Annotated in this window: 24 protein-coding genes; 15 read left to right on the top strand and 9 right to left on the bottom strand. The window is 69.1% G+C overall.

The annotated features are described in order from the left end of the window. Positions 1–23: 23 nt before the first annotated feature. From dgoD to AB0B61_RS44100, 4 genes are read right to left on the bottom strand one after another with little or no spacing between them, the layout of a single operon-like run. Complete coding sequence (dgoD, locus tag AB0B61_RS44115) at positions 24–1,172, bottom strand: galactonate dehydratase (RefSeq protein WP_358445755.1); 1,149 nt, start codon at positions 1,170–1,172, stop codon at positions 24–26. A gap of 5 nt (positions 1,173–1,177) precedes the next feature. Continuing rightward, a complete protein-coding gene (locus AB0B61_RS44110; RefSeq protein WP_358445752.1) occupies positions 1,178–1,993 on the bottom strand; it encodes a carbohydrate ABC transporter permease in 816 nt (271 codons plus the stop codon). Then, positions 1,990–2,934: a sugar ABC transporter permease gene (locus AB0B61_RS44105; protein ID WP_358445750.1), complete on the bottom strand. Its 945-nt coding sequence runs from the start codon at positions 2,932–2,934 to the stop codon at positions 1,990–1,992. Before AB0B61_RS44105 ends, AB0B61_RS44110 begins: the two co-directional genes overlap by 4 nt. A 2-nt stretch (positions 2,935–2,936) precedes the next feature. Next, a complete protein-coding gene (locus tag AB0B61_RS44100; protein WP_358445748.1) occupies positions 2,937–4,178 on the bottom strand; it encodes a sugar ABC transporter substrate-binding protein in 1,242 nt (413 codons plus the stop codon). A 182-nt stretch (positions 4,179–4,360) separates the two neighbouring features. Here AB0B61_RS44100 and AB0B61_RS44095 point away from each other — a divergent pair, with 182 nt between their 5' ends. After that, entirely contained in the window at positions 4,361–5,122 is a 762-nt protein-coding gene (locus AB0B61_RS44095) for an FCD domain-containing protein (RefSeq protein ID WP_358445745.1), read from the top strand. Then, on the top strand, positions 5,089–5,271 hold the full coding sequence (locus tag AB0B61_RS44090) for a hypothetical protein (protein ID WP_358445742.1): 183 nt from the start codon (positions 5,089–5,091) through the stop codon (positions 5,269–5,271). Before AB0B61_RS44095 ends, AB0B61_RS44090 begins: the two co-directional genes overlap by 34 nt. Before the next feature lie 31 nt (positions 5,272–5,302). On the opposite strand, the gene AB0B61_RS44085 is transcribed toward AB0B61_RS44090, so the two are convergent. Further along, on the bottom strand, positions 5,303–6,349 hold the full coding sequence (locus tag AB0B61_RS44085; protein WP_358445739.1) for a LacI family DNA-binding transcriptional regulator: 1,047 nt from the start codon (positions 6,347–6,349) through the stop codon (positions 5,303–5,305). 235 nt (positions 6,350–6,584) lie between these two features. On the opposite strand from AB0B61_RS44085, the gene AB0B61_RS44080 reads away from it, so the two are divergent. From AB0B61_RS44080 to AB0B61_RS44060, 5 genes are all read left to right on the top strand, one after another. Beyond that, a complete protein-coding gene (locus tag AB0B61_RS44080; RefSeq protein WP_358445736.1) occupies positions 6,585–7,853 on the top strand; it encodes an ABC transporter substrate-binding protein in 1,269 nt (422 codons plus the stop codon). Then, on the top strand, positions 7,850–8,785 hold the full coding sequence (locus AB0B61_RS44075; RefSeq protein ID WP_358445733.1) for a sugar ABC transporter permease: 936 nt from the start codon (positions 7,850–7,852) through the stop codon (positions 8,783–8,785). The genes AB0B61_RS44080 and AB0B61_RS44075 overlap by 4 nt, the downstream gene beginning before the upstream one ends. Then, the gene (locus tag AB0B61_RS44070; protein ID WP_358445731.1) at positions 8,782–9,609 is read left to right on the top strand and encodes a carbohydrate ABC transporter permease; all 828 of its coding nucleotides are present in this window, start codon (positions 8,782–8,784) and stop codon (positions 9,607–9,609) included. Before AB0B61_RS44075 ends, AB0B61_RS44070 begins: the two co-directional genes overlap by 4 nt. 21 nt (positions 9,610–9,630) lie before the next feature. Beyond that, positions 9,631–12,840, top strand: coding sequence for a family 78 glycoside hydrolase catalytic domain (locus AB0B61_RS44065; protein WP_358445729.1), 3,210 nt, complete (start codon positions 9,631–9,633; stop codon positions 12,838–12,840). 272 nt (positions 12,841–13,112) lie between these two features. Further along, positions 13,113–14,510, top strand: a complete 1,398-nt coding sequence (locus AB0B61_RS44060) for an alpha/beta fold hydrolase (RefSeq protein ID WP_358445728.1) — start codon at positions 13,113–13,115, stop codon at positions 14,508–14,510. Here AB0B61_RS44060 and AB0B61_RS44055 read toward each other — a convergent pair. Both AB0B61_RS44055 and AB0B61_RS44050 read right to left on the bottom strand, forming a co-directional pair. Beyond that, positions 14,500–15,165 (bottom strand): MarC family protein, encoded by a 666-nt coding sequence (locus tag AB0B61_RS44055; protein ID WP_358445726.1) that lies wholly within the window; start codon positions 15,163–15,165, stop codon positions 14,500–14,502. The genes AB0B61_RS44060 and AB0B61_RS44055 overlap by 11 nt on opposite strands. A gap of 23 nt (positions 15,166–15,188) precedes the next feature. Further along, positions 15,189–15,419: an arginine deiminase family protein gene (locus AB0B61_RS44050; RefSeq protein WP_358445963.1), complete on the bottom strand. Its 231-nt coding sequence runs from the start codon at positions 15,417–15,419 to the stop codon at positions 15,189–15,191. A gap of 425 nt (positions 15,420–15,844) precedes the next feature. On the opposite strand from AB0B61_RS44050, the gene AB0B61_RS44045 reads away from it, so the two are divergent. The 6 genes from AB0B61_RS44045 (at position 15,845) to AB0B61_RS44020 (ending at position 20,702) form a co-directional block, all read left to right on the top strand. Next, positions 15,845–16,021, top strand: coding sequence for a hypothetical protein (locus tag AB0B61_RS44045; RefSeq protein ID WP_358445724.1), 177 nt, complete (start codon positions 15,845–15,847; stop codon positions 16,019–16,021). 164 nt (positions 16,022–16,185) lie between these two features. Beyond that, complete coding sequence (locus tag AB0B61_RS44040) at positions 16,186–16,797, top strand: PadR family transcriptional regulator (protein WP_358445722.1); 612 nt, start codon at positions 16,186–16,188, stop codon at positions 16,795–16,797. Beyond that, a complete protein-coding gene (locus AB0B61_RS44035) occupies positions 16,794–18,557 on the top strand; it encodes a sulfatase (protein WP_358445719.1) in 1,764 nt (587 codons plus the stop codon). Before AB0B61_RS44040 ends, AB0B61_RS44035 begins: the two co-directional genes overlap by 4 nt. 44 nt (positions 18,558–18,601) lie before the next feature. Next, positions 18,602–19,945 carry an MFS transporter gene (locus AB0B61_RS44030; RefSeq protein WP_358445717.1) on the top strand — a complete coding sequence of 448 codons (1,344 nt, stop codon included), beginning with the start codon at positions 18,602–18,604 and terminating at the stop codon, positions 19,943–19,945. Further along, entirely contained in the window at positions 19,942–20,328 is a 387-nt protein-coding gene (locus AB0B61_RS44025; protein WP_358445961.1) for a glycoside hydrolase family 3 C-terminal domain-containing protein, read from the top strand. The genes AB0B61_RS44030 and AB0B61_RS44025 overlap by 4 nt, the downstream gene beginning before the upstream one ends. Continuing rightward, on the top strand, positions 20,292–20,702 hold the full coding sequence (locus AB0B61_RS44020; protein WP_358445714.1) for a fibronectin type III-like domain-contianing protein: 411 nt from the start codon (positions 20,292–20,294) through the stop codon (positions 20,700–20,702). Before AB0B61_RS44025 ends, AB0B61_RS44020 begins: the two co-directional genes overlap by 37 nt. Positions 20,703–20,710: 8 nt before the next feature. Here AB0B61_RS44020 and AB0B61_RS44015 read toward each other — a convergent pair whose 3' ends face one another. After that, positions 20,711–22,240, bottom strand: coding sequence for a carboxylesterase family protein (locus AB0B61_RS44015; protein WP_358445712.1), 1,530 nt, complete (start codon positions 22,238–22,240; stop codon positions 20,711–20,713). 68 nt (positions 22,241–22,308) lie between these two features. Between AB0B61_RS44015 and AB0B61_RS44010 the strand changes: the two genes are divergently transcribed. Beyond that, a complete protein-coding gene (locus AB0B61_RS44010; protein ID WP_358445709.1) occupies positions 22,309–22,908 on the top strand; it encodes a helix-turn-helix domain-containing protein in 600 nt (199 codons plus the stop codon). Next, complete coding sequence (locus AB0B61_RS44005; RefSeq protein ID WP_358445706.1) at positions 22,905–24,500, top strand: CocE/NonD family hydrolase; 1,596 nt, start codon at positions 22,905–22,907, stop codon at positions 24,498–24,500. Before AB0B61_RS44010 ends, AB0B61_RS44005 begins: the two co-directional genes overlap by 4 nt. Positions 24,501–24,860: 360 nt before the next feature. Here AB0B61_RS44005 and AB0B61_RS44000 read toward each other — a convergent pair whose 3' ends face one another. Further along, positions 24,861–25,496 carry a TetR family transcriptional regulator gene (locus AB0B61_RS44000; protein ID WP_358445704.1) on the bottom strand — a complete coding sequence of 212 codons (636 nt, stop codon included), beginning with the start codon at positions 25,494–25,496 and terminating at the stop codon, positions 24,861–24,863. Between the last annotated feature and the right edge of the window lie 3 nt (positions 25,497–25,499).

Below are 25,499 nucleotides of genomic sequence, written 5' to 3'. Positions count from 1 at the left end.
CCGGCGAGGTCGAGGGATCACGCTCACCATTCCGCGTAGGAACCGTCCCGGTGCCGCCAGATGGGGCCGCGCCAGGCGTGTCCGCTCTTGCCGGCGGAGCGGACCGCCTGATCGTCGACCTCGATACCCAGGCCGGGCGCGGTGAGCCGCTCGACGTACCCGTCCACGAAAGCCAACGGGGTCTTGTCGAGGCAGTAGTCGAGCACCTCGGCACCAAGGTTGTAATGGATGCCGATGCTCTGTTCCTGGATGAGGTAATTCGGGGTGGCGAAGCCGATCTGCAGGCAGGCCGCGAGGGCGATCGGGCCGAGCGGGCAGTGCGGGGCGAGTTGCACGTCGTACACCTCGGCGAGGGTGGCGATCTTGCGTACCTCGGTGATACCGCCGGCGTGCGAGAGGTCCGGCTGGGCGACCGCGATGCCGGCTTGGAGGACGGGCAGGAACTCCTGCCGGCTGTAGAGCCGTTCCCCCGTCGACACCGGGATGGTGGTCGAGCGGACGAACTCGCCGATGAGGTGGGAGTTCTCCGGGACGACCGGCTCCTCCAGGAACAGCGGCCGATACGGCTCCAGCAGCGGCGCCACACGGCGGGCGTTGGCCAGGGTGAACCGCCCGTGGAAGTCGACGGCGACGTCGCGGTCGTCGCCGAGCACCTCGCGGGCGGCGGCCACCCGGGCGACCACGCCGTTCAGCTCGGCGACCGAGCCGAGCGGGCTCATCTTGCCGGAGGCGTTCATCTTCACCGCGGTGAGCCCGGCCTCGACCTGAGCGGCGATGTGGTCGCGGACCTCGCTGGGCTCGTCGCCGCCGACCCAGCCGTACATCCGGATCCGGTCTCGTACCGGACCGCCGAGCAGCTGGTGCACCGGGGCGCCGAAGTGCTTGCCGGCGATGTCCCAGAGGGCCTGGTCGAGGCCCGCCACGGCGCTCGCCAGGATCGGACCGCCCCGGTAGAACGAGCCCTTGGTCAGCACCTGCCAGTGGTCCTCGATGCGCAGCGCGTCCCGGCCGATCAGCAGCTCCGCGAGCTGGTCGATGGCGGCGCGGACGGTCTCGGAGCGCCCTTCGCAGGTGGCCTCACCCCAGCCGACGATCCCGGAGGCGGTCTCCACCCGGACGAAGAGCCAGCGGGGGGCGACGAGAAAGGTCTCTATGCGGGCGATGGTCGTCATGCCGCTCAGCCCTTTGTCGCGCCGGCGGTGAGGCCGGAGACCACGTACTTCTGCACGAACAAGGCGATCAGCATGATCGGTACGGTGACCACGGTGGCCGCGGCCATCAGACCGCCCCAGTCGATGCTGGCGTAGCCGACGAAGTCGAAGATCGCCACGGGCAGGGTCTTGGTGTCCGCGTCGGAGAGCACGAGCGCGAACATGAAGTTGTTCCAGGAGAAGATGAAGGACAAGATCCCAGCGGTGGCGATACCCGGTACGGACAGCGGCAGCAGGATACGGCGGAACGCGCCGATGTGGGTCAGCCCGTCGACCAGCCCCGCCTCCTCCAGTTCCTCGGGCAGGCTGTCGAAGTAGCCCATCATGATGTAGACCACCAGCGGTAGCGCGACGAACATGTGGCTGAGGATCAGCACCCCGAACCCGCCGACCATCTTCAGGTTGGAGAAGACGTAGTACCACGGCACCAGCAGCGAGACACCGGGGATGACCCGGGCCATCAGCACCACCAGCGCGGACTTCCGCATGTTGAACCGGCTCATCGAGTACGCGGCCGGCAGGCCGAGGATCAGCGACGCCACGGTGGCGGCGAACGCCACCCAGAGGCTGTTGACGATGAACTCGACGTAGTTGGCCTGCTTGAGCACCTTGGCGTAGTTGTCCACGGTGGGCGAGAAGGCCAGCGCCTTGCCCGGGTCGTAGATGTCGACGTTGGTCTTGAACGACGCGGCGATCATCCAGAGCAGCGGCGCGAGCAGCGAGAGCACCACGAAGGTGAGTGCCACCACCCGGAACACCCGGTACGCGGGACGGGGCTTCATCGCTTGGCCTCCTTGCGCCGGGCGGTCAGGGCCCACATCGCCCCGATGATGATCAGGAAGAAGAGGATGAGGACGGTGGAGGAGACGCCGTACTCGTTGTAGTCGAAGCTGAGGCCGTAGGCGTACACGTTCAGCGTCTCTACCTCGTGGAACGAACCGCCGCCGCGGCCCTTCGTGGCGTAGAGGATGTCGAAGGTCTTCAGCGCGTCGATGCCGCGCAGCAAGATCGCCACGGTCAGCGTGGGCCCCAGCAGCGGCAGGGTCACGTGCCGGAAACGCTGCCAGGTGCTGGCGCCGTCGATGCGCGCCGCCTCCTGCGGCTCGTCCGACAGCGAGGTGAGCCCGGCGAGCAGGATCAGCGTCACCATCGGGGTCCACTGCCACACGTCGATGAAGATCGTGGTGGGCAGGGCCGTGTGCTGGCCGGCGAGCCACGGCTGCGGCCCGATGCCGACCCAGCCGAGGATCTGGTTGGCCATGCCGATGTTCGGGTCGAAGATGAGCCGCCACATCATGCCGACCGCGACCGGAGTGGCGACGAGCGGCATCAGGATGGCGACCCGGACCCATCTCTGCCCTTTGAACGGCCGCCAGAGCAGCAGGGCGATCGCCATCCCGAAGACCACCTCGAACAGCAGCGCGACCACCGTGAACGTGACGGTCCGTCCTACGGCGGGCCAGAACCGGGCGGTGTCCGTGAAGACGTCGAGGTAGTTCTGGAAGCCCACGAACTCGCTCTCCGCGCGGACGGATCCCTCGGCGTCGGTCAGGCTGAGATAGCCGGTCCAGGCCAGTGGGAACACGATCAGCGCGGTCACGAAGGTCATCGCGGGCGCGGCGAAGAGCCACTTGCGGTGGTCATTGACCCAGCGCACCCAGCCGGGCGTATGGGAGGCGGTCGGGGCGCTGCGCGGCGGCTTGGCGGTGGTGATCGTTGCCATACCTACTTGGCCTCGTCGTCCAGGAACTTCTGGAATGCGGCGTTGGCCGTGTCAGCGGCCGCCGCGGCGTCCTTGCCGGTGATCGCGTCGACGATCGGCTGGCCGACGATCTCGCGGGCCTCGGCAACCTTCACGACCAGCGGCCGGTCATGGCCCACCCCGGCCTTGGTGCTGGCCTTGATGGCCTCCACCAGGTCCTTCGGGAAGGTCGAGGTGCCCTGCGGGTTGGCCCAGACGGAGCTACGGGCGCCCGGCACGCCGGACGTCTGCTGGCTGAGCGTCTGGGCCTTGCCGGTGGCCCACTCGATGAACTTCCAGGCGTTGCCCTGGTTCTCCGAGCTGGAGTTGACGCCCAGTGCCCACGACGGGATGTTGTACGGCTTCGAACCGGCCGGGCCGGCCGGGAACGGCGCGAAGCCGACCTTGTCCGCGACCTTGGATTTGGCCGGGTCGGTGGCGTTCTTGTAGAGCGAGTTGGCCTCGGTGTAGAAGGCGGCCTTGCCCTGGGTGAAGATGGCCATCGCCTCGGGCCAGCCCATGTCGGTGCTGACGTTCGCCGGGCCGGAGTCCTTGATCAGCCCGCCGTAGTAGGCGTACGCCTGCTTGGCCGCGTCGCTGTTGACCGCGGCCTTGCCGCTGCCGTCCACGAAGTCGCCGCCGAAGCTGTAGAGAAAACTGGAGAACTGGGTGACCGCCGGCGACTTGCCGGTACGGGCGACGAAGCCCGCGACGTCCGGCTGGGCCGCCTTGACCTTGGCGGCGGCGGCCTTCAGCTCGTCGAGGGTCTTCGGCGGCGCGCTCAGGCCGGCCTTGTCGAGCAGGTCCTTACGGTAGTAGAGGACCTCCTGCTCGGTGATGATCGGGACACCGACCGGCTTGCCCTCGTACGTGGTGGCCTCCACCGGGCCGGCCTGGAAGTCGCTGAAGTCCCAGTCCTTGTTGGCCTTCACCTGGTCCGACAGGTCGGTCAGGTACTTGTTCTTGGCGAAGAGCTTCCCCTCCTGCAGGGGGCGGTACATCATCACGTCGATGTCGGATGAGCCGGCGTTCAGCTTGACGTTGTACTGATCGGAGAGCTGGTCCTCGCCGAGTTGAGTGACCTCGACCTTGAGCCCGGTCTGCTTCTCGAACTCGGGCAGGGCCTTCTTGATGTTCTCCGTCCACACGTGGTTGGCCAGGGTGACCCGGACCGTCTTGGACGCACCGCTGTCGTCACCGCCACCGCCACAGGCGGACAGGCTCATGGCGACAACCACGGCCAGAGAAGTACTGAATATCGATCGACGTTGCACGTCATCTCGCCTTTCTGTCATGGCCGCCGCCCGGAAGAGCGCCACACTCTCGTAACATCGGCTTAATTCCGGGATGCTAAGACAAAAAAGCAGACTTATTCAAGAGCTGGCCTTCAACTGATATGCTTTATGTCGTGAATCAGTCCTCCTCAGAGGGTGCCCCAACCAAGCCCTCCCCTGCCGAGACTGGGCTACACGCACGCGTCCTCGACCACCTCGGCACCGCCATCTGCAGCGGCGATGTGGCCGCCGGTTCCGTCCTGAGCATCGACGACCTGGTCGACCGCTACCAGGTCTCCCGCTCGGTGATCCGCGAGGTGCTGCGGGTGCTCGCGTCCATGGGACTCATCGAGACCCGGCGCCGGGTCGGGATCATGATCCAGCCCCCCGAGGGGTGGAGCGTCTTCGATCCGCAGGTGATCCGCTGGCGGCTGGCCTCGGCCGGGCGGATGGCGCAGATGCGCTCGATCACCGAGCTACGGACCGCGATCGAGCCGCACGCCGCCTGGTTGGCCGCCGAGCGGATCGACGACAACGAGGCGAGCGAGCTGGTCGGCCTCGCGGCCAAGATGTGGGCCGCGGGGAAAGCCGGCGATGAGCCGCGCTTCCTCACCCTGGACATCGAATTCCACCGGCGGGTGCTGGCCGGCTCCGGCAACGAGATGTTCGCGAAACTGCAGCTGATCGTCGCCGAGGTGCTGGCCGGCCGGCACCACTACCACCTGATGCCGCACAACCCGGACGAGAAGGCGTTGCAGCTGCACACTGACGTGGCCCAGGCGATCCAGCGGCGCGACGGCGAGCGGGCCCGGGAGGCCATGGTGGGGATCATGGAGCAGGGGTTCGCCGAGATGAAGTCCATGTGGGAGCAGGCCGTCGAGCCAGGCGGCGCCTGACCGGCGCGGGTGAGCCCAGCGATCGCCGCCTGCTGCGCGAGATCGCCATCTTCCTGACCCACTACATCGGCTGGCCCCTGGGCGCCGAACTCGGCGTCCAGATCGGCACCCTCATCGCCGAACACGAGAAGAGGCCGAAGTCCGGTTGAGCCGGGCATGACACGTCGCGCTCGGCCTCGGTCACTGCGCCTCCCCGCGACCAGGTGGGGCGGTCGAGCCGCGGATGACCAGGCTGGGGGTGACGGAGAAGCGGACCGCCGAGGTGCGGCCCTGGATGCGTTCGAGCAGGAGCCGGCCGGCGGTGCCTCCCATGACGGCTCCGTCCTGGTTGACGCTGGTCAGCGCGATGTTGGGCAGGGCGGCCAGCTGGGTGTTGTCGTAGCCGGCGACCGAGAGGTCCCGCGGGACGGACAGTCCGGCCTCGTGGACCGCGGCCAGCGCGCCGAACGCCGCCTGGTCGGCGCCCGCGAAGATCGCGGTCGGGCGCGGGGAGCGGCTCAGCAGCTGGCGGGCGCCGTCGTAGCCGCCCTGCTCGTGGTAGTAGGTCTTCGCTATGGCGATCTCGTCGTCGAGCCCGTGTTCGCGCATGACGCGTTCGTAGGCCTCGGCCCGGATGACGTGCAGCAGGTCAGCGGGCCGCGCGTTGCTGTTGTCCTGGTGGGTGATGTGCGCGATGCGGCGGTGCCCGAGGTCGATCAGGTGCCGTACGACGAGCTCCGCGCCGATGTCGTCCTCGTCGAACACCGAGTCGTAGAGCGCCGAGCGCTCGTGGCGGGCCAGCACCACGGTGGGCACCTCCTGCGCCACCTCCTCCAGCCGCGCCCGGCCGGCGAGCGGGGCGACCATGATGATGCCGTCCACCTGCCGGTCCACCAGGGCGTCGACCGCCTGTTTCTCGACCTTGCGGGTGACGCCGCCCTGGATCATGATCGCCTGGTAGCCGGTGTCGGCGAGCTGCTCCATGAGGCCGTCGAGGATGTCGGCGAAGAACGGGTTCCTGATGTGCGGCAGCATCAGGCCGACGGTGAAGGTGCGCCCGCGCATGCCCCGGGCGGCGGCCTGCGGCCGGTAGCCCAGCTCCTCGATGGACGCCTTGACCCGGTCCTTCATGGCCGGGCTGACGCCATAGGCGTTGCGGATCACCTTGGACACCGCTGTGACGGAGACCTGGGCGTGGCCGGCCACATCGGCGATCGTCACCCGCCGCCGTCGATTGTGCGCGGCCAATGGGACTCCCTTCACGAGCGAGATCCCATTCTACGAGCTTGGCCTGCATGGGTAACGTTACCCATTTGATCAAGAAAAACACAGCAGGTCAGGTGGTAACAAGTGGGAAGCGTTACTCAAATACGCTCTTGACGCTGTCCCAGGTAACGCCTACGTTAACTCGCATCGGGGGGCTGTTAAAACGTTTCAACTAGCCCGGAGGGGCGTTGTGAAGACCTCTCACCTGGGAGCGGCGATGGCCGTTCTCGCGATGGCGGCCCTGACCTCATGCGGCTCGGGCTCCGAGCCGGCCGCCGACGGCACGGTCACGCTGTCGTTCATGACGGGTAGCGACCAGTCGACCGTGGACACGACCAAGGCACTCGCCAACGCCTTCATGCAGGCCAACCCCAAGATCAAAATCGAGATCGAGACGCAGCCGGGAGGCAGCGAGGGCGACAACATCGTCAAGACCCGGCTCTCCACCGGCGAGATGACGGACGTGTTCTGGTACAACTCCGGGTCTCTGCTCCAGGCGCTCAACCCGGCCCAGACCATGGTCGACCTCACCGGCGACCCGGTGCTGGCCAACGTCCAGCCCGACTACCTGCCGGTGGTGACCCAGGGCGACCACGTGTACGGCGTGCCGGCCAGCGCGGCCTCCGGCGGCGGCATCCTCTACAACCGCAAGGTCTACGAGAAGCTCGGTCTCCAGGTGCCGAAGACCTGGGCCGCGTTCATGGCCAACAACGACAAGATCCAGGCGGCCGGGATCACGCCGGTGATCTCCACCTTCAAGGACTCCTGGACCTCGCAGCTGTTCGTGCTGGGCGACTTCTACAACGTCCAGGCCGCGATGCCGAGCTTCGCCCCCGACTACACCGCGGGCAAGGCCAAGTTCGCCGGCACTCCGGCGGCGCTCGCGAGCTTCCAGCACCTGGCCGACGTGCACGCCAAGGGCTACCAGAACAAGGGCTTCGGCTCGGCCACCTTGGACCAGGGGCTGAAGCTGCTGGCCGACGGCAAGGGCGCTCACTACCCGATGCTCACCGCGATCCTGCCTCCGGTGCTGAAGACCAGCCCGCAGGCCGCCACCGACGTCGGCTTCTTCGGCATCCCGGGCACGGACGCGGCCAAGAACGGCGCCACCGTCTGGGAGCCGCCCGCCATCTACATCCCCAAGACCACCAAGAAGCTGGACGCGGCCAAGAAGTTCCTCGCCTTCGTCGCCTCGCCCGCCGGCGCGGACGCCGTCACCAAGGCCGTGCAACCGACGGGACCCTACCGGGTGAAGGGCGCCAAGCTGCCCGACAACGCCATCCAGGCGGCCAAGGACGTGCAGGCCTACATCGACAAGGGCGCCACCTCGCCCGCGCTGGAGTTCGTCTCCCCGATCAAGGGCCCGTCGCTTGAGCAGATCACCGTCGCGGTCGGTTCCGGGCTGACGGCCCCGGCCGAGGGCGCCGCCCAGTACGACAAGGACGTGGAGAAGCAGGCCAAACAGTTGGGGCTCCAAGGGTGGTGACCAAGCAGCAGGCCGGGCTCCGCTCGGGGCCCGGCCCCGCCCCCGAGGGCCGGCCCGCCCGGGCCGAGCGCCGCAGGCAGTACGCGGCCTACCCGTACGCGCTGTACCTGCCGGCCACCGTCGTCTACCTGGTGATCTTCGCCGTGCCGACGGTGATGGCCTTCTACTTCGCGCTGACCCGCTGGACGCTGTTCGACAGCACCTTCGTCGGCCTGCAGAACTTCCGCGACTTCCTGGCCGAGCAGAACCTGCGCATCGGCTTCCAGAACACGATCTTCTACGCCGTCGTGACCAGCGGCCTGAAGGTGGTCCTCGGGCTGCTGCTGGGCGTGCTGCTCACCTCGAAGCTGCGGCTGCGCGGCTTCCTGCGCTCGGTGGTGTTCTTCCCCGTCCTGGTCTCGACGGTCGCGGTCGGCATCACCTTCAGCGTGCTGCTCAAGCCCGACACCGGCCTGGTCAACCGGGCCCTGGCCCTGGTCGGGATCGACGGCGGCGACTGGCTCGGCGACGCCACCACCGCGCTGCTGTCGGTGGCCCTGGTCGACGTGTGGAAGGGCGTGGGCCTGGCCACCGTGATCTACATCGCCGGCATCCTGTCCATCCCGCGCGACTACTACCAGGCCGTGGCCGTGGACGGCGGCAACGCCTGGCACCGCTTCCGCCACGTCACCCTGCCGCTGAGCTGGCCCGCCACCTACTCAGTGATCATCCTGTCGTTCATCGGCGGCCTGCGCTCCTTCGACCTGATCTGGACGATGACCCGCGGCGGCCCCGGCTTCACCAGCGACACCATCGCCTCGATCATCTACAAGCAGTATCAAGCCGGCTTCTTCGGCCTGTCCACTGCCGGCAACGTGCTGCTGTTCCTGGTCGTCTCCGCCATCATCGTCCCGCTCACCTGGTTCCTGGGCAAAAGGCAGGTCGCCGTATGAGGGCGCTGCGAAGGTTCGGCGCCGAGGCGATCGCGCTGATCCTGGCCACCGTGTTCTTCCTCGTCCCGTTCGCCCTCATGCTGCTGACCGCGGTCAAGGACCCCGCACAGGCGCTCGACCTGGACTTCGCCTGGCCGGCCAACTGGCGGCTGGTGGAGAACTTCACCGAAGTGATCGAGGCCCGCGACTACGTGCTGCTGCGCGCCTACGTCAACAGCACGGTCCTGACCGTGGTGTCGGTCGCGCTGATCGTGGTCTTCGCCGCCATGGCCGCGTTCGTGCTGCAACGGCGGCCCGGGAAGGTCGGCTCGCTGGCCAACTTCCTGGTGCTGTCCGGGCTGATCATCCCGCCCGCGATCGTGCCGACGATCTGGCTGCTGCAGGCGTTCGGCCTGTTCAAGACGATGCCGGGGCTGATCCTGGTCGAGGTGGCGTTCGGGCTGTCGTACGCGGTGCTGCTGTTTCGCGCGTTCATCGCGGCCATCCCGCGCGAGCTGGACGAGGCCGCCATGATCGACGGCTGCACCGGGCCCGCGCTGTTCTTCCGGGTGATCTTCCCGCTGCTGCGGCCGGTCACCATCACCGTGATCCTCACCAGCTCGGTGGCCATCTTCAACGACTTCGTCAACCCGCTGTACTTCCTGCCCGGCGACGACAACGCCACCGTGCAGGTCACCCTCTACAACTTCCAGAGCCAGTACAACACCCAGTGGAACCTGCTGTTCATGGACATCGTCCTGATCACGATCCCGCCGCTGCTGCTGTTCGTCTTCTTCAACCGCAAGATCGTCGCTGGGATGACCGCCGGCGCCATCAAGGGATGACCAAGATGAAGGGAGTGACCTGTGTCCCGGTTACGTACGCTCGCGAGCCTGGGATTCGCCCTCATGCTCTTTCCAGCCCTAGGAACTCCGGCGGCCGTCGCCGCGAGCGCACCACCCCTCGTCCAGGTGATCGACCTGAACGTGGACGGCCGATACGACCAGCCTCTCGGCCTCGACAACCCCGCCCCTTCGGTGGGGTGGCGGATGAGAGAGACCCGGCAAGCCGCCACTCACGCCTGTTACCGGCCGTCCGCACGAGTCGCGTGTCCGGGTGACGCGCAGACCGCCTATCAGATCCAGGCCGCGACCAGCGAGGCGGATCTCGAGCGCGGCCGGCCGATCTGGGACTCCGGCAAGGTGAACTCCGCAGTCCAGACCGGTGTCCGCTACGGCGGCCGGCCGTTGGGTTCGCGGCAGAAGGTCGTCTGGCGTGTCCGCGTCTGGGACGCCGACAAGAAGCCGTCGGACTGGAGCAAGCCCTCCTCCTGGGAGATGGGCCTGCCGCGGCAGAGCGACTGGGGCGCGGCGCGCTGGATCGAGTACCCAGGCCGTACGGAAACCCAGCCCATGCCGATCTTCGCCCGCCAGTTCGGCGTCGACCGCAAGAAGCAGGTGGCCAGGGCCCGTCTCTACCTGTCCGGCGTGGGCCTGCAACTGCCGACCTTGAACGGTCGCCGGCTCAGCGACGAGGTGCTCGCCCCCGGGTACGCGAACTACCAGCTCTCCAGCGAGTACCGCGCCTACGACATCACCGATCACCTGCGCGCCGGAGCCAACACCCTCGGCGTCCGGCTCGGCAACGGCCCCGCCTACGTGCGGCGCGGTGTCACCAACCCGGCCGTCGGCCGCACGGCCCCGTACTCGTGGTGGCAGAGCCAGCTGAAAGGCGCCGGCGCTCTGGCCGCCGACGCCGGGGCCGGCGCCACGAGCGTGAAACTGAACGACGTCGCCAACTACCACCTCGGCGCCACCATCAACATCGACACCGGAGACGGCGGCGACCACCTCGAATCCCGTACGATCACCGCGATCGGCTCCGCCGGCGCCGACGGGACGGGAATCACCTTCACGCCAGGGCTGTCCAAGGCGCACGCCTCCGGTGCGACGGTGACCGGCTCGGGCAACAACATCGCCGCCAGCGACGCGAGCGCCGGCGCCGCCGTCACCCCGCGCATGATCGCGCGGCTGGACATCGTCTACCGCGACGGGTCCACGGACGTCATCGTCTCCGACCGCGGCTGGCGCACCGCGCTCGGCGCCCTCGTCACCGACGCCTGGTACTCCGGTTCGGACTATGACGCACGGCGCGAGCAGGCCGGCTGGGACCTGCCGGGCTCGGACCTGTCGGCCACCGCCAAGCGCCGCGACGGCTCGGCCACCTCGTGGGTGAACGCGGGCATCGCGCCGCCGCCGAACCTGGCCACCCGGCTCGTCGCCCGCGCGGCGGAGCCGGTCAAGGCCGTCGAGACGTTCACGCCGGTCTCGATGACGAACCCGGCCCCGGGCACCTGGGTGTTCGACCTCGGCCAGAACATCACCGGCTGGCCGCAGCTGAACCTCAAGAGCGCGGTGCCCGGCGGAATCACCATCCGGATGTCCCCCGCCGAGTCGCTCGCCCCCGATGGAAGCGTCGACCAGGCCTCGCTCATGGGCGGAGGCGGCTCCCGGGGCCGCGACCTGTTCAACACCTACACCACGGCCGGATTACGTGGCGGGGAGACCTGGCACCCCGACTTCACCTACTTCGGCATGCAATGGATCCAGGTCACCGGCCTGCCGGAGGGCTACACCCCGGCCAAGGACCTGGTCAAGGGCATCCGTTTGCAGGCCGCCACGCCGGTGGCGGGTGAGGTCACCACCTCCAGCGCGCGCGTCAACCGCGTTCACCGGATGGCCAGGTACTCCTTCGCGTCCAACATGATGTCGGTGTTCACCGACTGTCCCGGACGGGAGAAGCTGTCCTACCCGGCCGACTACACGATGCCGATGGGCGCCATCCACCGCGATTACCAGCTCGCCGCCTACCTGCGGACCACGATCCGGCACCTCGTCGAGGGACAGTCGATCGCCGACACCCCGATGCGCGGCAACGTGGCGTTGAAGACCCCGGTCTACGACTGGGGCTACAGCGGACGTTTCGGCGACGAGATCAACTGGGGCGACGCCATCATCCTGGTCCCGGCGCTGCTGTACGAGCTTTACGGCGACACCTCGACGATGGCCCGCTACTACGACCAGATGGTGGCCTTCGCCGACTACATCCAGCGCGAGAAGGCGGGAACGGGCGCGGACGCGCACATCGTCGACGCCGCACTCGCCGACTGGGTGGCGGCCGACCAGACCTCGGGCCGGATCACCGGCACGTGGGGCTACTACGTCATGATCACGAAACTGGCCACGATGGCCGGGCTGACGGGTCACGCCGACGACGCCGCCCGCTACCAGGCGCTCGCCGGTGACATCAAGAACGCCTTCAACGCCCACTTCTACAACCGGGAGCTGCGCCGCTACACCAGCGCGGGCGACGCCGGGGCCAGCGGCGCCACCCAGACGGCACAGGCGCTCGCCCTCGACGCCGGGCTCGTCCCCGACGGCGAACGCCCGGCGGTCCTCGACGCGCTGGTCGAGCTCGTACGCGCCTTCCACCCCAACGGCGACGGCCCGCACTTCAGCGGCGGCACCATCGGCATGGCCCCCACTGTCCGCGCGCTGGCCGGCGGCGGCCGCGACGACGTCCTGTGGGAGCTGCTGCAGGGCGACGACCAGCCCAGCTACGGGTTCTTCATGCAGCCCACCAGCGCCAACCCGGGCGGCATGACGACGATCGGCGAGAACTGGAACCGCGGGGCCTCGATGAACCACATGATCCTCGCGCAGATCGAGGAGTGGTTCCACACCGGGCTGGCCGGCATCCGCGAGGCCGGCGGCTCCATCGCCTACCGGCGCCTGGTCATCCAGCCCAAGCCGGTCGGCGACCTCACCTCGGTCAAGGGCAGCTACGAAACGCCGCAGGGCCTCGCCCGTTCCGCGTGGACCCGAGGGGAGCGATGGTTCAAGCTGACGGCCGACGTCCCGGCGAACACCACCGCCGAGGTCTGGGTGCCGGCCAAGAACGCGCGTTCCGTCGTCAGCCCACCCCGGGCGACGTTCCTGCGGATGGAGGGTCAATACGCGCTGTACAACGTCCCGTCCGGTTCCTTCACCTTCGTAAGTGATCTGGTCAGGCCGTAGCTAGTCGACCCAGCCCAGCGTGTCGACGGTGGGTCCGCCCGGCACGTACTTCGCGCAGTCCAAGGAGCTGTACACCCTCCCGGTCGCGCTCGCGTTCCTTTCCCAGGGCGACGGCACGATCAACTACGGGGTGATGTTCGCCGGGTCCGTGCTGACGATCGCGCCGATCGTGCTGGTCTTTCTGTTCCTCCAGAGGTATTTCATCTCAGGCATCGCAACGACGGGAATCAAACGCCATCATCCGCCCGCCCGGCGGCACCGCCATGGCGGCCATGCAGTACCGCTCGGACTTCACCGAGTACCGGGGGCTGTTCGAGTCGCTCCAGCAGCGGCACATCCCGTTCGACGTCCTGGGCGCGGAGTACGCGCCGGAGCTCGTCGAACGGCAGGTGCTCGCCCAGTACTCGGTGGTCGCGGTGCCCAGCGACGCGATCATCACGCCCGAGCTGACCGCGGCACTCCACGAGTTCGCCGACGCCGGTGGCGAGCTCATCCTCACGGGTGACCCTTCCGCGCTCCTTGGCGAACTCGCCGTGACCCTGGTGCTCGAAGGCACCCGTCAGCTCGGCGGGCGTTTCGGCGCCCGCCCGGAGGGACCCTTCGGGGACCGGCTGCCGCTCCTCGGCACCTTCTGGGGCGTCGAAGGCGGCGAACACGACGGATGGCTGCTGTCCGAGCAGGCCCCCTTCGGTCCGCCCGAGCTGACGTACGGCAACGAGAACTTCACGCCCTGCCCGCTCCGCCTGAGCGTGCCCCGGGGTCGCGGCCACGTCACCCTGCTGCCGTGGACCGCCGGTACCACCCAGCGGGTCAGCGGGCTGAGCAGCGTCGCGGACTTCATCGCCGACACCGTGGCCGACCGGATCGGCGACGCGCGGATCCTGTCCGCCGAGTTCGCGACGAGCGTCGAAGTCGTGGTCGGGCGGTCCGGCCGCACCCTCGTCATCCATCTCATCAACCATTCGGGTGGCCGGCCGGAGCGGCTCATCGACCCTGTTCCGATCCGTGGCCGCCTGCGTATCCCCCATCGGATGGCCGGTGATCGGCCCGTGGTCACGTCGCTGTCCGGCGCCGACGGGCCCTTCCGGCTGGACGACCTCGTCGACGATCTCGTGCGCGTGCTCGACGGGCGCGGGCTCGACCAGGCGCACCTGGCCGGCGTCTCCCTCGGCGGGATGGTCGCCGCGCGGGCGGCCGCACGGCACCCCGGCCGCGTACGCAGCTTGACGATCATCTGCTCCGCGCCGGTGCTCCCGGAGAGCTCCTGGATCGAACGCGCGGCGACCGTCCGCGGCGCCGGGCTCGCCGTGATCCGCGACACCGTCGTCAAGCGCTGGTTCACCCCGGAGTTCGCGGCCGAGAACCCGGACATCGTCCGGCACTACGGCGCCATGCTCCTCGCCAACGACACCGAACAGTACGCGCGTGCGTGCGAGATGCTCGCGGCAGCCGACGTACGCGACGACCTCGCCGAGGTGACCGCGCCGACCCTGGTCATCGGCGGCTCGGCCGACGTCGCCACGCCTCCCGCCAGCCAAGAGCTCTACGTGGCCGGCATACCGGGGGCGCGCCTGCTGATCCTCGACGACGTGGCGCACATGGCGACGGCCGCCGTACCCGCGAAGATCACGGGCGAGATCATCGGGCACGCCGCTTCGTTCACTGGTTGAGGCGCGCGGTGACCAGGTCGGTGAAGCCGTTGGCGAGCAGGATGACGGCGATGGCGGTGAGCAGGATGCCCGCGATCCGGTCCAGGAGCATGGCGCCCTTGAGCGAGATACGCCGTTGGACGTGGCCGGACAGGTAAAGCGTCACCCCGGTGACCACGGCGAAGCACAGGGCGGCGACTGACAAGGCGATCTTGTCGGTCATGTTGGTCGCCGCCGCCGAGGCGGCGACACCGAAGGCGAAGGTGGTGCCGCCGATGGTCAACGGGAAGGTGAGCGGGGTGTACAGGATGGTCTTGGGGTGCGGCGCCGGCTCGGGTGGCAGTGTGCTGCCCAGCTTCTCCTCTTCCTGGAGTTTCTCCAGCTCTTCGACGGCTCCGGCTTTGCCGCGCATCAGCGGGATGGAGGCATAGGCCAGGGCGATGCCTCCGGTGGCGGTCAGCGCGGCGGTGCTGATGCCGAGCAGTTTGAGGAGCGGCTCGCCGATCCACAGCGCCGCCAGGACGAAGACCGCGACGTTGACGGCGAGTCCGAGCGCCAGCCGGTTGACCTGTTTGTGGTCGTAGGGCCGGACGATCGGCAGATAGGAGGCGAGCGCGGCAACGGGGCTGTAGAGCCCGAACAGGGCCAGGAAGAGAATGATTGCTGGATGGGTCATCGCGGTCCTCCTCGCTTCGGTTACTAGACGGGGTCGCGCAGGATCGGGCAGGTCATGCAGTGCCCGCCGCCACGGCCCTTGCCCAGCTCGAAGCCCTCTATCTCGATGACGTCCACGCCGTGCTCGCGCAGCTTCCTGTTGGTGAACTCGTTCTTGTGGTAGCCGACCACGACGCCGGGCTCCAGGGCGACGAAGTTGCTGCCGCTGTCCCACTGCTCCCTGGCCCGCTGATAGTCGTCCCCGCCCGTGGAGATGATGTCGAGCTTGCCGATGCCGAGCGCGTCCTCTCGGCGAGCAGCTGCTGGTGGTGGAAGACCTCGATGCCGCGACCGCGCATCATCTCGACGAACATGTCGTGCTCGACCTGGGCGCGGCTGACCCAGAGCACGTCGTCGTAGAGCAGGTCGTCCTTGTTGGCCGGGGTGAGCCGTTTGAGGCTGAGATCGGGCCGGTGCACGATCACCTGCCGCAGCGTGCCCACCTCGGAGTGGACTCCGTATTTCGTGCTCACAACGTCCTGCCATGCGGATCGGCAACGGTGAAGGGGAGGATGGCCCGCGCCTCGCGACAGCGGCAGGCACGGGGATCTCCACCGCGCTCGGCATCATTCCACTGCGATGACCGCTCCAACCCGCCGACGGCGATGCTTTGTCGAAAGGTTGAGGTGGCCGGACAGGGCTTGGGCCACCGCGCTCTGTCAGCTCATGACACGGGGCAGAACCTCCTCAGTCAGGCGGAGGAGCTGGCCCTGCTGGTCCCAGGACGTGAGGCGGCCGACGACCTGACCGCCCGCACCGGCGATGAGCGCTTCGAGCGCGGGGTGAGGCTCATGCTGGCCGGCCTCACCGCTTCGTGACTCGCTCGACCCGCTGATCCGCGTCTCGGTTCCTGATCGGGATCGGCGGGCGGCTCGGCGTGCGCGGGCCGAAATCAACTCTCGACAGGGCATGACACTTGTGCCATGGTATCACCATTCCACTTGTGGCACGGTTACCTTCGTTACAACGACGGGCACACTTGATGAAGCTTGAGATCCTTCTCCTCGGGGCGCTGCTGAACCGTCCCAGTACGGGCTACGAACTGAAGAAGTTCTTCGACACGCACGGGCGGTTCGCGCGCTCGAACACCACCATGAGCCAGGCGTACCGAACGCTGGCGGCGATGGAGAAGCGCGGCTGGGTCGAGCACACGATCGAGGAGCGCCCCGGGGCGAGCAACGCCAAGCGCTACCACGTGACCGAAGAGGGCCACACCGTCTTCATCGACTGGCTGACGCGCCCGTACAACCCGCCCACCCGCTTCCAGGACCCCGACCTGTACGCACGCCTGGGCGGCGCCGGTTTCATGACGGTCGAGCAGGTGCTCGCCATCCTCGACGTCGAGATCAACACCCGGGTGGCGGAAGTGGCCCGCTACCGCCACCGTGACCGCAGCCGCCACGACGAGCCCCCGCGCGGCTACGACGTCGCACTCGGGAACCAGATGGACGAGTGGCTTCATCGGCGCGGGGCCGAGGCGATGGACCGGCACATCGCCTCCCTCATCGAGCTGCGCCGGCGCCTGCTCGACGGGGAGCCGCTCAATCAGGACGCCCCGCCCACCATCGTGCGGACGGAGGAGGATGCGCGATGAGGGCCATCATCGTCATGTTCGACAGCTTGAACCGGCACATGCTTTCGCCTTATGCCGACACCTTCGTCGACGCGCCCAACTTCGCGCGGTTGGCGGCCAAGGCCGTGACGTTCGACAACTTCTACGCCGGTTCGATGCCGTGCATGCCGGCGCGCCGGGAGATGCACACCGGGCGGTACAACTTCCTGCACCGCAGCTGGGGCCCGCTGGAGCCGTTCGACGACTCCATGCCCGAGATGCTCAAACAGGCGGGCGTACACACTCATCTGGCCTCCGACCACCCCCACTACTGGGAGGACGGCGGCGCGACCTACCACACGCGTTACAGCACCTGGGAGTTCTTCCGTGGCCAGGAGGGCGATCCGTGGAAGGGCGTGGTCGGCGACGCCCCGAACGGCCCGTTCGCCGCGATGAAGCGGCAGGACGCGATCAACCGCGCCTACATGGCCACCGAGGCCGAACACTCGCAGACCCGGACCGTGGACGCGGGCCTGCACTTCCTGGAAACCAACGTCGCCGCCGACAGGTGGTTGTTGCAGATCGAGATGTTCGACCCGCACGAGCCGTTCTTCACCCACCAGCGCTACAAGGACCTCTATCCACACGACTACGACGGCCCGGAGTTCGACTGGCCGCCGTACCAGAAGGTCCTCGAACCCGGCGAGCAGGTCGAGCACGCCCGCAACGAGTACGCCGCCCTGGTGTCCATGTGCGACCGCTCGCTCGGCCGCGTCCTGGACTTCATGGACGCCCACGCCATGTGGGACGACACCCTGCTCCTGGTCAACACCGACCACGGCTTCCTGCTCGGCGAACACGGCTGGTGGGCCAAGTCGGTGATGCCGTGGTTCAACGAGCTGGTGCACCTGCCGATGTTCCTGTGGGACCCGCGTACCGGCGACCAAGACCAGCGCAGAGGCGCGCTCGCGCAGACCATCGACATCGCGCCGACCATGCTGCGCTACTTCGGCATCGAGCCGACCCCTGACATGCAAGGCGCGGACCTCACCCAGGACGAGCCCGTCCGTGAGGGCGCCCTGTTCGGCATCCACGGGGGGCACGTCAACGTCACCGACGGCCGCTACGTCTACATGCGCGCCAGCAAGGACCAGGCCAACGGCCCGCTCGAAGAGTTCACCCTCATGCCCACCCACATGCGCACCCGCTTCTCAGCACAGGAGCTCAAGGAGTGGGAACCGGCCGAGCCCTTCACCTTCACCAAGGGCGTGCGGACCATGCGGATCCCCGCCTCGCCCTCGTGGATGAGCCCGTGGCAACACGGCACGCTCCTGTTCGACCTCCACGAGGATCCGGCCCAGGAACACCCGATCCTCGATGACGACGTGGAGCTCCGGATGATCGAGCTGCTGCGCCGCCTCATGCTCGACGCCGATGCCCCGCCCAGCCAGTTCGAGCGCCTGGGCATCCCGCGCGAAGGCGCCATCACCCGCGAGCATCTGCTGGTCCGCGAACAGCGCGAGCGCGCGGCCGCTGTCGCCGCGCCGCTGCCCGCGCCAGCAGAATTCCGCGCTCCCGGCTTGCTCCGCACCCCCCTCCTGGAGCTCCTGCGGATGACGGGCCCCAAGGACGTCCTCGCCCAGGAAGCGCCCGCGCTCGTGCAGTCGGAGATGCTCTCCGCCCCCGTCTCCATGAGCCTTCTCGATCTCGCCCGTTACGGCTACGTGCCCGCAGGGGTCCTGCGCCGCATCGACGAGCAGCTCGGCCTTCTTTCGGCACCACCCGTCGCCCCAGCCCCCTGAGGCGACGTCGCTCTATCGCACCACTGCACAGACAGGGGCACCCCATGGATGCCGGCTCCCCCGCCACGTCCGTCCAGCCAGGAGCGGCTCAGGCCGCCAACATCCCCCACCGCTGGCGCAACCTCGCCGTCCTCTCCGGCGTGAGCGTCGTCGACAACACCGAAGCCGGCCTCATCAACACCGTCTTCCCCACGCTGGCGGCCGCGCTGCGGCTCAACAGCGGTCATCTCGGTCTCATCGCCGCCCTCGGCAAGATCGCCAGTGTGCCCGCAGGGCCGTTCTGGGTCTGGCTGGCCGGCCGGATCGGCCGCCGCGCCACGCTGACCGCCACGACGGTGACCGGCGGCCTGTTCGGCATCGCCGCCGGCTTCTCGCAGAACTTCGTCCAGCTCCTGATCTGCTGCACCCTCATGTCCGCCGCGGTGATCGGCAGCTCTCCCATCACCATGGCCGTCATCGCCGACTCCTTCCCCGACGAGCAGCGCGCCCGGGCCAACGGCATCTTCTTCGGAACGCTCCAGGTCGCCGGCCTCGTCCTCGGCCCCGTCATGGCAGCCTTCGTGGGGCTGGAGGACGGCTGGCGCTGGGCGCTGTGGACCCTCGGCGGGGTCTGCATCGCGGCCGGACTCCTGGTCGTCGCCCTCTACAAGGACCCGGACATCGGGGCCGCCGAAGAGCAGCTCGCCGACCTCGCCGCCGAGGAGCGGCCGAAGGCGAGGGTCACCGTCGCCTCCGTCATCGGACTGTTCCGCATCCCCACGTACACCGTGATGATGCTGAGCCGCCTCCTGTCCGGCCACCTGCTGATCATCATCTTCGGCGTCCAGTTCCTGGTGACCGAGCGCGGCATCTCCAACTCCACCGCCATCCTGGTGGCGCTGCCGTTCGGGATCGGCTACAGCGTCGCCACGCTGGGCGCCGGATTCCTCCTTCCGCGGATCGACCGGCTCATGCCGAGCCGCGGCCGCGTCCTGGTGCTGCAGCTGGCCCAGATCCTGTTCGCCGTCATCGCCTTCTTCGGCACGCAGTTCCGGTACGAGAGCATCGGCGTGTACGCGGTCTTCTGGGCCCTGCTCGGCGCCTGCCAGGGGCTCAACCCGCCGGTCAACCGCCCCATCGTGGCCGCCGTCGTGCTGCCCGAGCTGCGCGGCCAGGCGTACGCGATCTGGCTGACGGTGTTCGAGACGATCGCGTGGGCGCTGTTCGCGCTCCTGGCCGGCTCGTTCGCGGCGACGATCGGCATCCAGGGCGTGTTCCTCTGGGTACTGGTCATCCTGATGATCGTCAACGGCCTCCTGCTCTCGATCCTGTACGTCACCTATCCGCGCGACACCGGCCGGGTCGGCGAAACACTCGACCTCCGCCGTCAGCAGGCGCTCTCGAACTGACATGCACTCCCCTACCAGGAAGGTCACGACATGACCGACGGACGATCCGTCGTCGAGCGGCTCACGCTCGAGGAGAAGGCGAGCCTCGTGTCCGGCGCGCGGTGGAGGCCGCTCGCGGCGCCGCCGTGGTGTTGGTGTTCCTCGGCGAGCCGTCAGAGGCCGAGTCCGAGGGCTTCGACCGCGACGACCTGGATCTGCCGGCCGTGCAGCTGCAGATGATCGAGGCGGTCAGCGCGGTCAACCCGTCGGTCGCGGTCGTGCTGAGCAACGGCGGCCTCGTACTGACCGGCCCGCTCACCGATCGGGCGGCGGCCCGTCCCGTACGCGGCTGCGCGGCTTCCACAAGGTGCGCCTGGCGGCCGGTGAGAGCGCCCGCGTGGTGATCGAGCTCGACGCCCGCGCTTTCCGCTACTGGAGCACCCGGCACGGCCGGTGGGTGGCCGAGCCGGGCGAATACGGTGTGCACGTCGGCTCCTCCTCCCGCGACCTGCCGCTGGAGCAGCGTGTCCACCTCGATCTGGAGGTGCCGCCGATCCCTCTCACGGCCGACAGCACACTCGCGGAATGGCTCGCCCACCCCCGCGGGCAGGAGATCGTCGCGAAGGCCACGGGAGAAGGACCGTCCTTCCTCACCGACCCGGCCGGCCAGCCACTGATCGCCCAGATCCCGTTGGCCACCCTCCTCAGCATGGGCGCCTCGCACACCGGGCAACTCCCACCGTCCATCGACGACCTGCTCCGGATGGCGGACTCCTAGCCCCCTCCTCAGGCCGTCAGCAGGGGCAGCGGCTCGAAGGTGTGGTCCTGCCACAGGCGGCGCGAGGTCTCCTCGGGGTAGGAGGTGACGGACGGTGTCGTGTCGAAGACCTGGGTCAGGCGCTGCCGGGAGTCGTACGCGGGCCAGCCCGGGTCGCCGGTGGCGGCGAAGGCCGTCCAGGCCGTGCGGATCTGCGCCGTCAGCGCACGAGCCTCGGCGGTGTGCTCCGGGCCGATGGTCACCGGGCCGAGGTGGGCGTCGTAGGTGCCGAACAGCAGCGGGCCGTCCAAGCCGTGGCAGGCCCGCAGCAGTCCGCCCGTGCCCGGGGACTGCCAGGTCAGGTCGTACAGGTACGCCCGCCCGCCCCCGGCGGCCTGGGCCTCGGCCAGGTGCAGCGTCGGCATGCGGAACAGCCAGTCGGTCTGCACGAGCTCGAACAGGTCCTCGGCGGAGGCGTCCGGGAAGGCCGCGCGGTAGGCGCGTTCGCCGTCCTCGCCCGGGCCGTAGCGCCGCAGTGTGTCCGCCGCCTGCTCCTCGGTGACCTTGCCGAACAGGTTGCCGAGGAGCAGGAACGTCCGCCACTCGTCGCGGTTGTGGCCGATGATCAGCTCCACGTCCCGTCCCGCGCCGCGGGCCAGTCCCTCCCAGGGCGTGACCGGCAGCACCTCGCCGTCGACGACGGGAGAGTAGAGGGACAGGGTGTGGGCGAAGGAGCCCCAGCGGTCCTCGTACTGCCGCATCTTGGCCGTCAGCGCCTGGCCGACCGCCGGGAGCTCCCGCGGAGCCACGCCGGACAGCTCCTCGGCCGTCGGGCGCAGGCCGGCCTCGGCGGCGATGGCCGCCCCGACGTCCCGGGCCAGGGCGCCGGAGAGGAACGTGCCCGGCAGGCTCTGCCCGACGGCCCGCCGGAACAGGCCCGTCGCGCTCGGCATGACCATCAGCGCGGCGATGGACCCGGCGCCGGCCGAGTCGCCGAGGATGGTCACCTGGCCGGGGTCGCCCCCGAACGCCGTGATGTTGTCCCGTACCCACTCCAGGGCGGCGACCTGGTCGAGCAGGCCCCGGTTGGCGGGCGCGCCGTCGATGCCGGCGAAGCCCTCGATGCCCAGCCGGTAGTTCAGCGACACGAACACCACGTCGCCGTCGCGGACGATGTGCTGGGCGTCGTAGCCGGGGCTACCGGAGAAGCCGAGCTTGTAGGCGCCACCGTGGATCCACACCATCACCGGACGGCGAGCGGCCGGGTCCGGGGCGGGCGTCCAGACGTTGACCGTCAGCCAGTCGTCACCCGCGCCCTTGAGCTCGAAGATGTCCCCGCCGCCGCGACCACCCATGTTCGTGTCCTGCGGGACCGGCGGCCCGAACTCGTGCGCTTCTCGTACGCCGTCCCAGCGGCGCGCCGGCCGCGGCGCCTGGAAGCGGGCCGCGCCGAGCGGGGGTTCGGCGTACGGGATGCCGCGGAAGACGGCCAGGCCGTCCTCGGTGCGGCCGCGCACGACGCCGGCGGTGGTGCGGACCTCGGGCTCGACTCCGGACATCTCCGACTCCCTTAAAACGGCTGATTTAACAGTTGTCCATTTTCTAACACATGTCTAGGGTTGGCGGCGTGCACGTCAGACAAGACCGCCGCGTGCTCCGCTCTCGCGCCGCGCTGATGGCCGCCGCGGTACGCCTGGTCTCCGAGCGCGGCACCACGGCGCTTCCCGTCGGGGATCTCTCCGATGCCGCGAACGTCAGCCGGCAACTGGTCTATCTGCAGTTCGGCGACCGTGACGCGCTCCTCGTGGCGGCCGCGGCCGATCTGGTCGAACGGGAGCTCATTCCGGAGGTGGGCGACGACAGCGCGCCACGTCACGCGCGGGTGCTGGCGATGGCCCGGCACTTCGCCCGGCACCGGCCCTTCTACCGCGCGATGCTCACCGGATCCTGCTCCTTTCCCATGACCAGGGCACTGAACAGGCTGTTCGGCTCGCTGATCACCATGGCGGGCCTGCGGGAGGTGTTCGGCGACCTGGACGACGACACGGCGCGGGACCTGGCGACGATGATCACCGGCGGCACCGGCGCGATCGTCCACGACTGGGTGGTCGACGCGGACGACCCCCTCGACCCCGAGGAACTCACGGACCGCCTGCTACGCCTCTCGACGGCGCTGGCCGGCGGCCTGCCCGCCCTCGCCCCTTTTACCGGAGGCCGCCCCCGATGAACCTGACCAGCCACCTCCTCCAGCGCATGCTGCGTCTGCCCCCGCCCCTCACCAGGGATCTGACCGTCGAGCGCGGCCTGCGTGTCCCGATGCGTGACGGAGCCGTCCTGCTGGCCGACCGCTGGACCCCGGCGACGGGCGGCGACGGCCTGCCGACCGCGCTCATCCGCGTCCCCTACGGCAGATCCGGTACGACCGCGGCGCCGATGGTCCGGCCGCTGGCCGAGCGCGGCTTCCAGGTCCTCATCCAGAGCAGCCGCGGCACCTTCGGCTCCGACGGCCCCTTCGACCCGCTGCGCCGCGAGCGCGAGGACGGTCTCGACACCCTGGACTGGGTGATCGAGCAGCGCTGGTTCGGCGAGTCGATGGTCCTGGTCGGCGCCAGCTACAGCGGCTTCACCCAGTGGGCGGTCGCCGACGCCGCGCCACCCCAGGTCAAGGCCATGATCCCGGGGGTCTCCGAATCGGCTCTCACTCTGGACTTCCTGCACGGGGACGCCTTCTCCCTGGAGACCCCGTTCGTCTGGGGCGTCCAGGTGGCCGGTCAGGAGCGCAGGTTCGGCATGCTACGCCAGATGCTGGGCGGGAAGAAGGTCCAGCGCGCCCTGCGTACGCTCCCCTTGAATCAGGCCGACGCCGCCGTGCTCGGCCACCCCTACGACTACATCCAGAACATGCTCGTCCACGACGCCGACGCGCCGTTCTGGCGGGACCTCGACCACCGCCAGCGGGTCGCGGACATCACCGTGCCGGTGAGCAGCGTCGGCGGCTGGTACGACATCTTCCTGCCCGGCCAGCTCCGCGACCACCGGGCGCTGCAGGACGCCGGACGCTCCCCCGTCCGCCTCACCGTCGGCCCCTGGGCCCATATCTCCATGGGCGTAGGACACACCTACACCGCCGAGGCCCTCGACTTCGGCCTGGCCCTGGCCCGGGGCGAGCAACCGGCCGAGCGCGCGCCGGTACGCCTGTTCGTCATGGGCGAGGACAAGTGGCGCGACTTCCCGTCCTGGCCGCCACCGGGGTACGAGCCCCAGCGCTTCCACCTTCAGCCGGGCGGCGCCCTCGCCGCCGAAGCGCCCGCCGAATCATCCCCTGACGGCTACCGCTACGACCCGGCCGATCCCACCCCCGCCGTCGGCGGCGTCCGCATGGCCTTCGGCGAGAAGGCCGGGCGCGTCGACAACACCGCCCTCGAGGCCCGCCCCGACGTCCTCACCTACACCACCGCCGCGCTGGACGGCGACGTCGAGGTCATCGGCGACGTCAGCGCCGAGATCTTCTTCCGATCCAGCCTCCCCTTCGCCGACGTCTTCGTCCGGCTGTGCGACGTCGACGCCGACGGCCGCTCGGCCAACGTCTGCGACGGCCTGATCAGCCTCACTTCCGCCGACGAGACGTCGACGGCAGAAGTGCGGATGTGGCCGACGGCCTACCGCTTCAAGCGCGGGCACCGCATCCGCGTCCAGATCTCCAGCGGCGCCTTCCCCCGCTACAACCGCAACCCCGGCACCGGCGAACCCCGCGCCACCGCCACCACCCTTCTGCCGACCAGCAGGTCTTCCACGACCCGCGGCACCCGTCGGCGGTGATCCTTCCCATCCGCCGGGTGACGCCGGCAGCATAGGCCGGTTGACGGCTGAGATGCGGACGGCGGGAAAGGTCCGGGAAATGACCGGCGCAAGCCCTGGTGACGGCAACCGCGCGTTGTGAGTCTGGCCGCAAACCGTTCTGTCGAACTCACGGGGAGACTCGATGCGGACAGCAGGCACAACACGTGATGCTGCTGACCAACCTCGCCTCCGCCACCGCCGCGACGGTCAGGCCGTCGGCGTACTGGGCTGGAACATGCCCGAACAGGCCCGTCAGCACCGGCCGGAACTCACCACGACCCCGCTGCTCACAGGATCGGCATAGCCGGCGCCTCGGGCTTCTTCGGCCACCTGCCTTCGTCAGATGGGTGCCCGCCACATCGCGACGATCACGTCGATCAGACCGTTGGCGGTGTCGCCCCAGGTGGGCCGGAAGGTGGGGTCGTGTTCGGCGAGGGCCCGTTCGCGCTCGACGCACATCTGCACGAGGAGGTGACGGGCCATGGTGACGCGTTCGCGGCGGATCTCGTCGGGCAGGCCAGGCAGGGACCGGGCCAGGCCGTCCCGGAACAACCGCAGGATCGGGGCGGCGGTCAGAGCTTCCTCGACCATGACCGCGTTGAGCGCGGGGTCGGCCATGACCTGCGCGGTGAACCGGGCGTACCAGGTGGGGCTGCCCAGGGTGTCCAGGTGTTCGGCGAAGGGGCGGACCAGGCACGACGCCCAGTCCCGCGGGTCGGCGGAGTCGGCGATGTCGGTCATCATGCGTTCGCGGATGTGCTCGATATGTCCGGCGTGCTTGCGGGCGATCGCCCGGATCAGGTCGGCCTTGGTGCCGAAGTGGTAGCTGACCGCGGCGTTGTTGCCCTGCCCGGCGGCCTCGCTGATCTGGCGGTTGCCGACGGCGTGCACCCCGCGTTCGGCGAACAGCCGCTCGGCCGCGGCAAGGAGGGCCTCCCTCGTCGCGCTGACCTGCTCGTCCCGTGTCATCTTCATGAT

It is taken from the genome of Nonomuraea sp. NPDC049158 (assembly GCF_040648335.1).
Lineage (GTDB): Bacteria > Actinomycetota > Actinomycetes > Streptosporangiales > Streptosporangiaceae > Nonomuraea.
The sequence above is the reverse complement of the archived record's forward strand: the minus strand, read 5'-3'. Positions and strand labels throughout refer to the sequence as shown.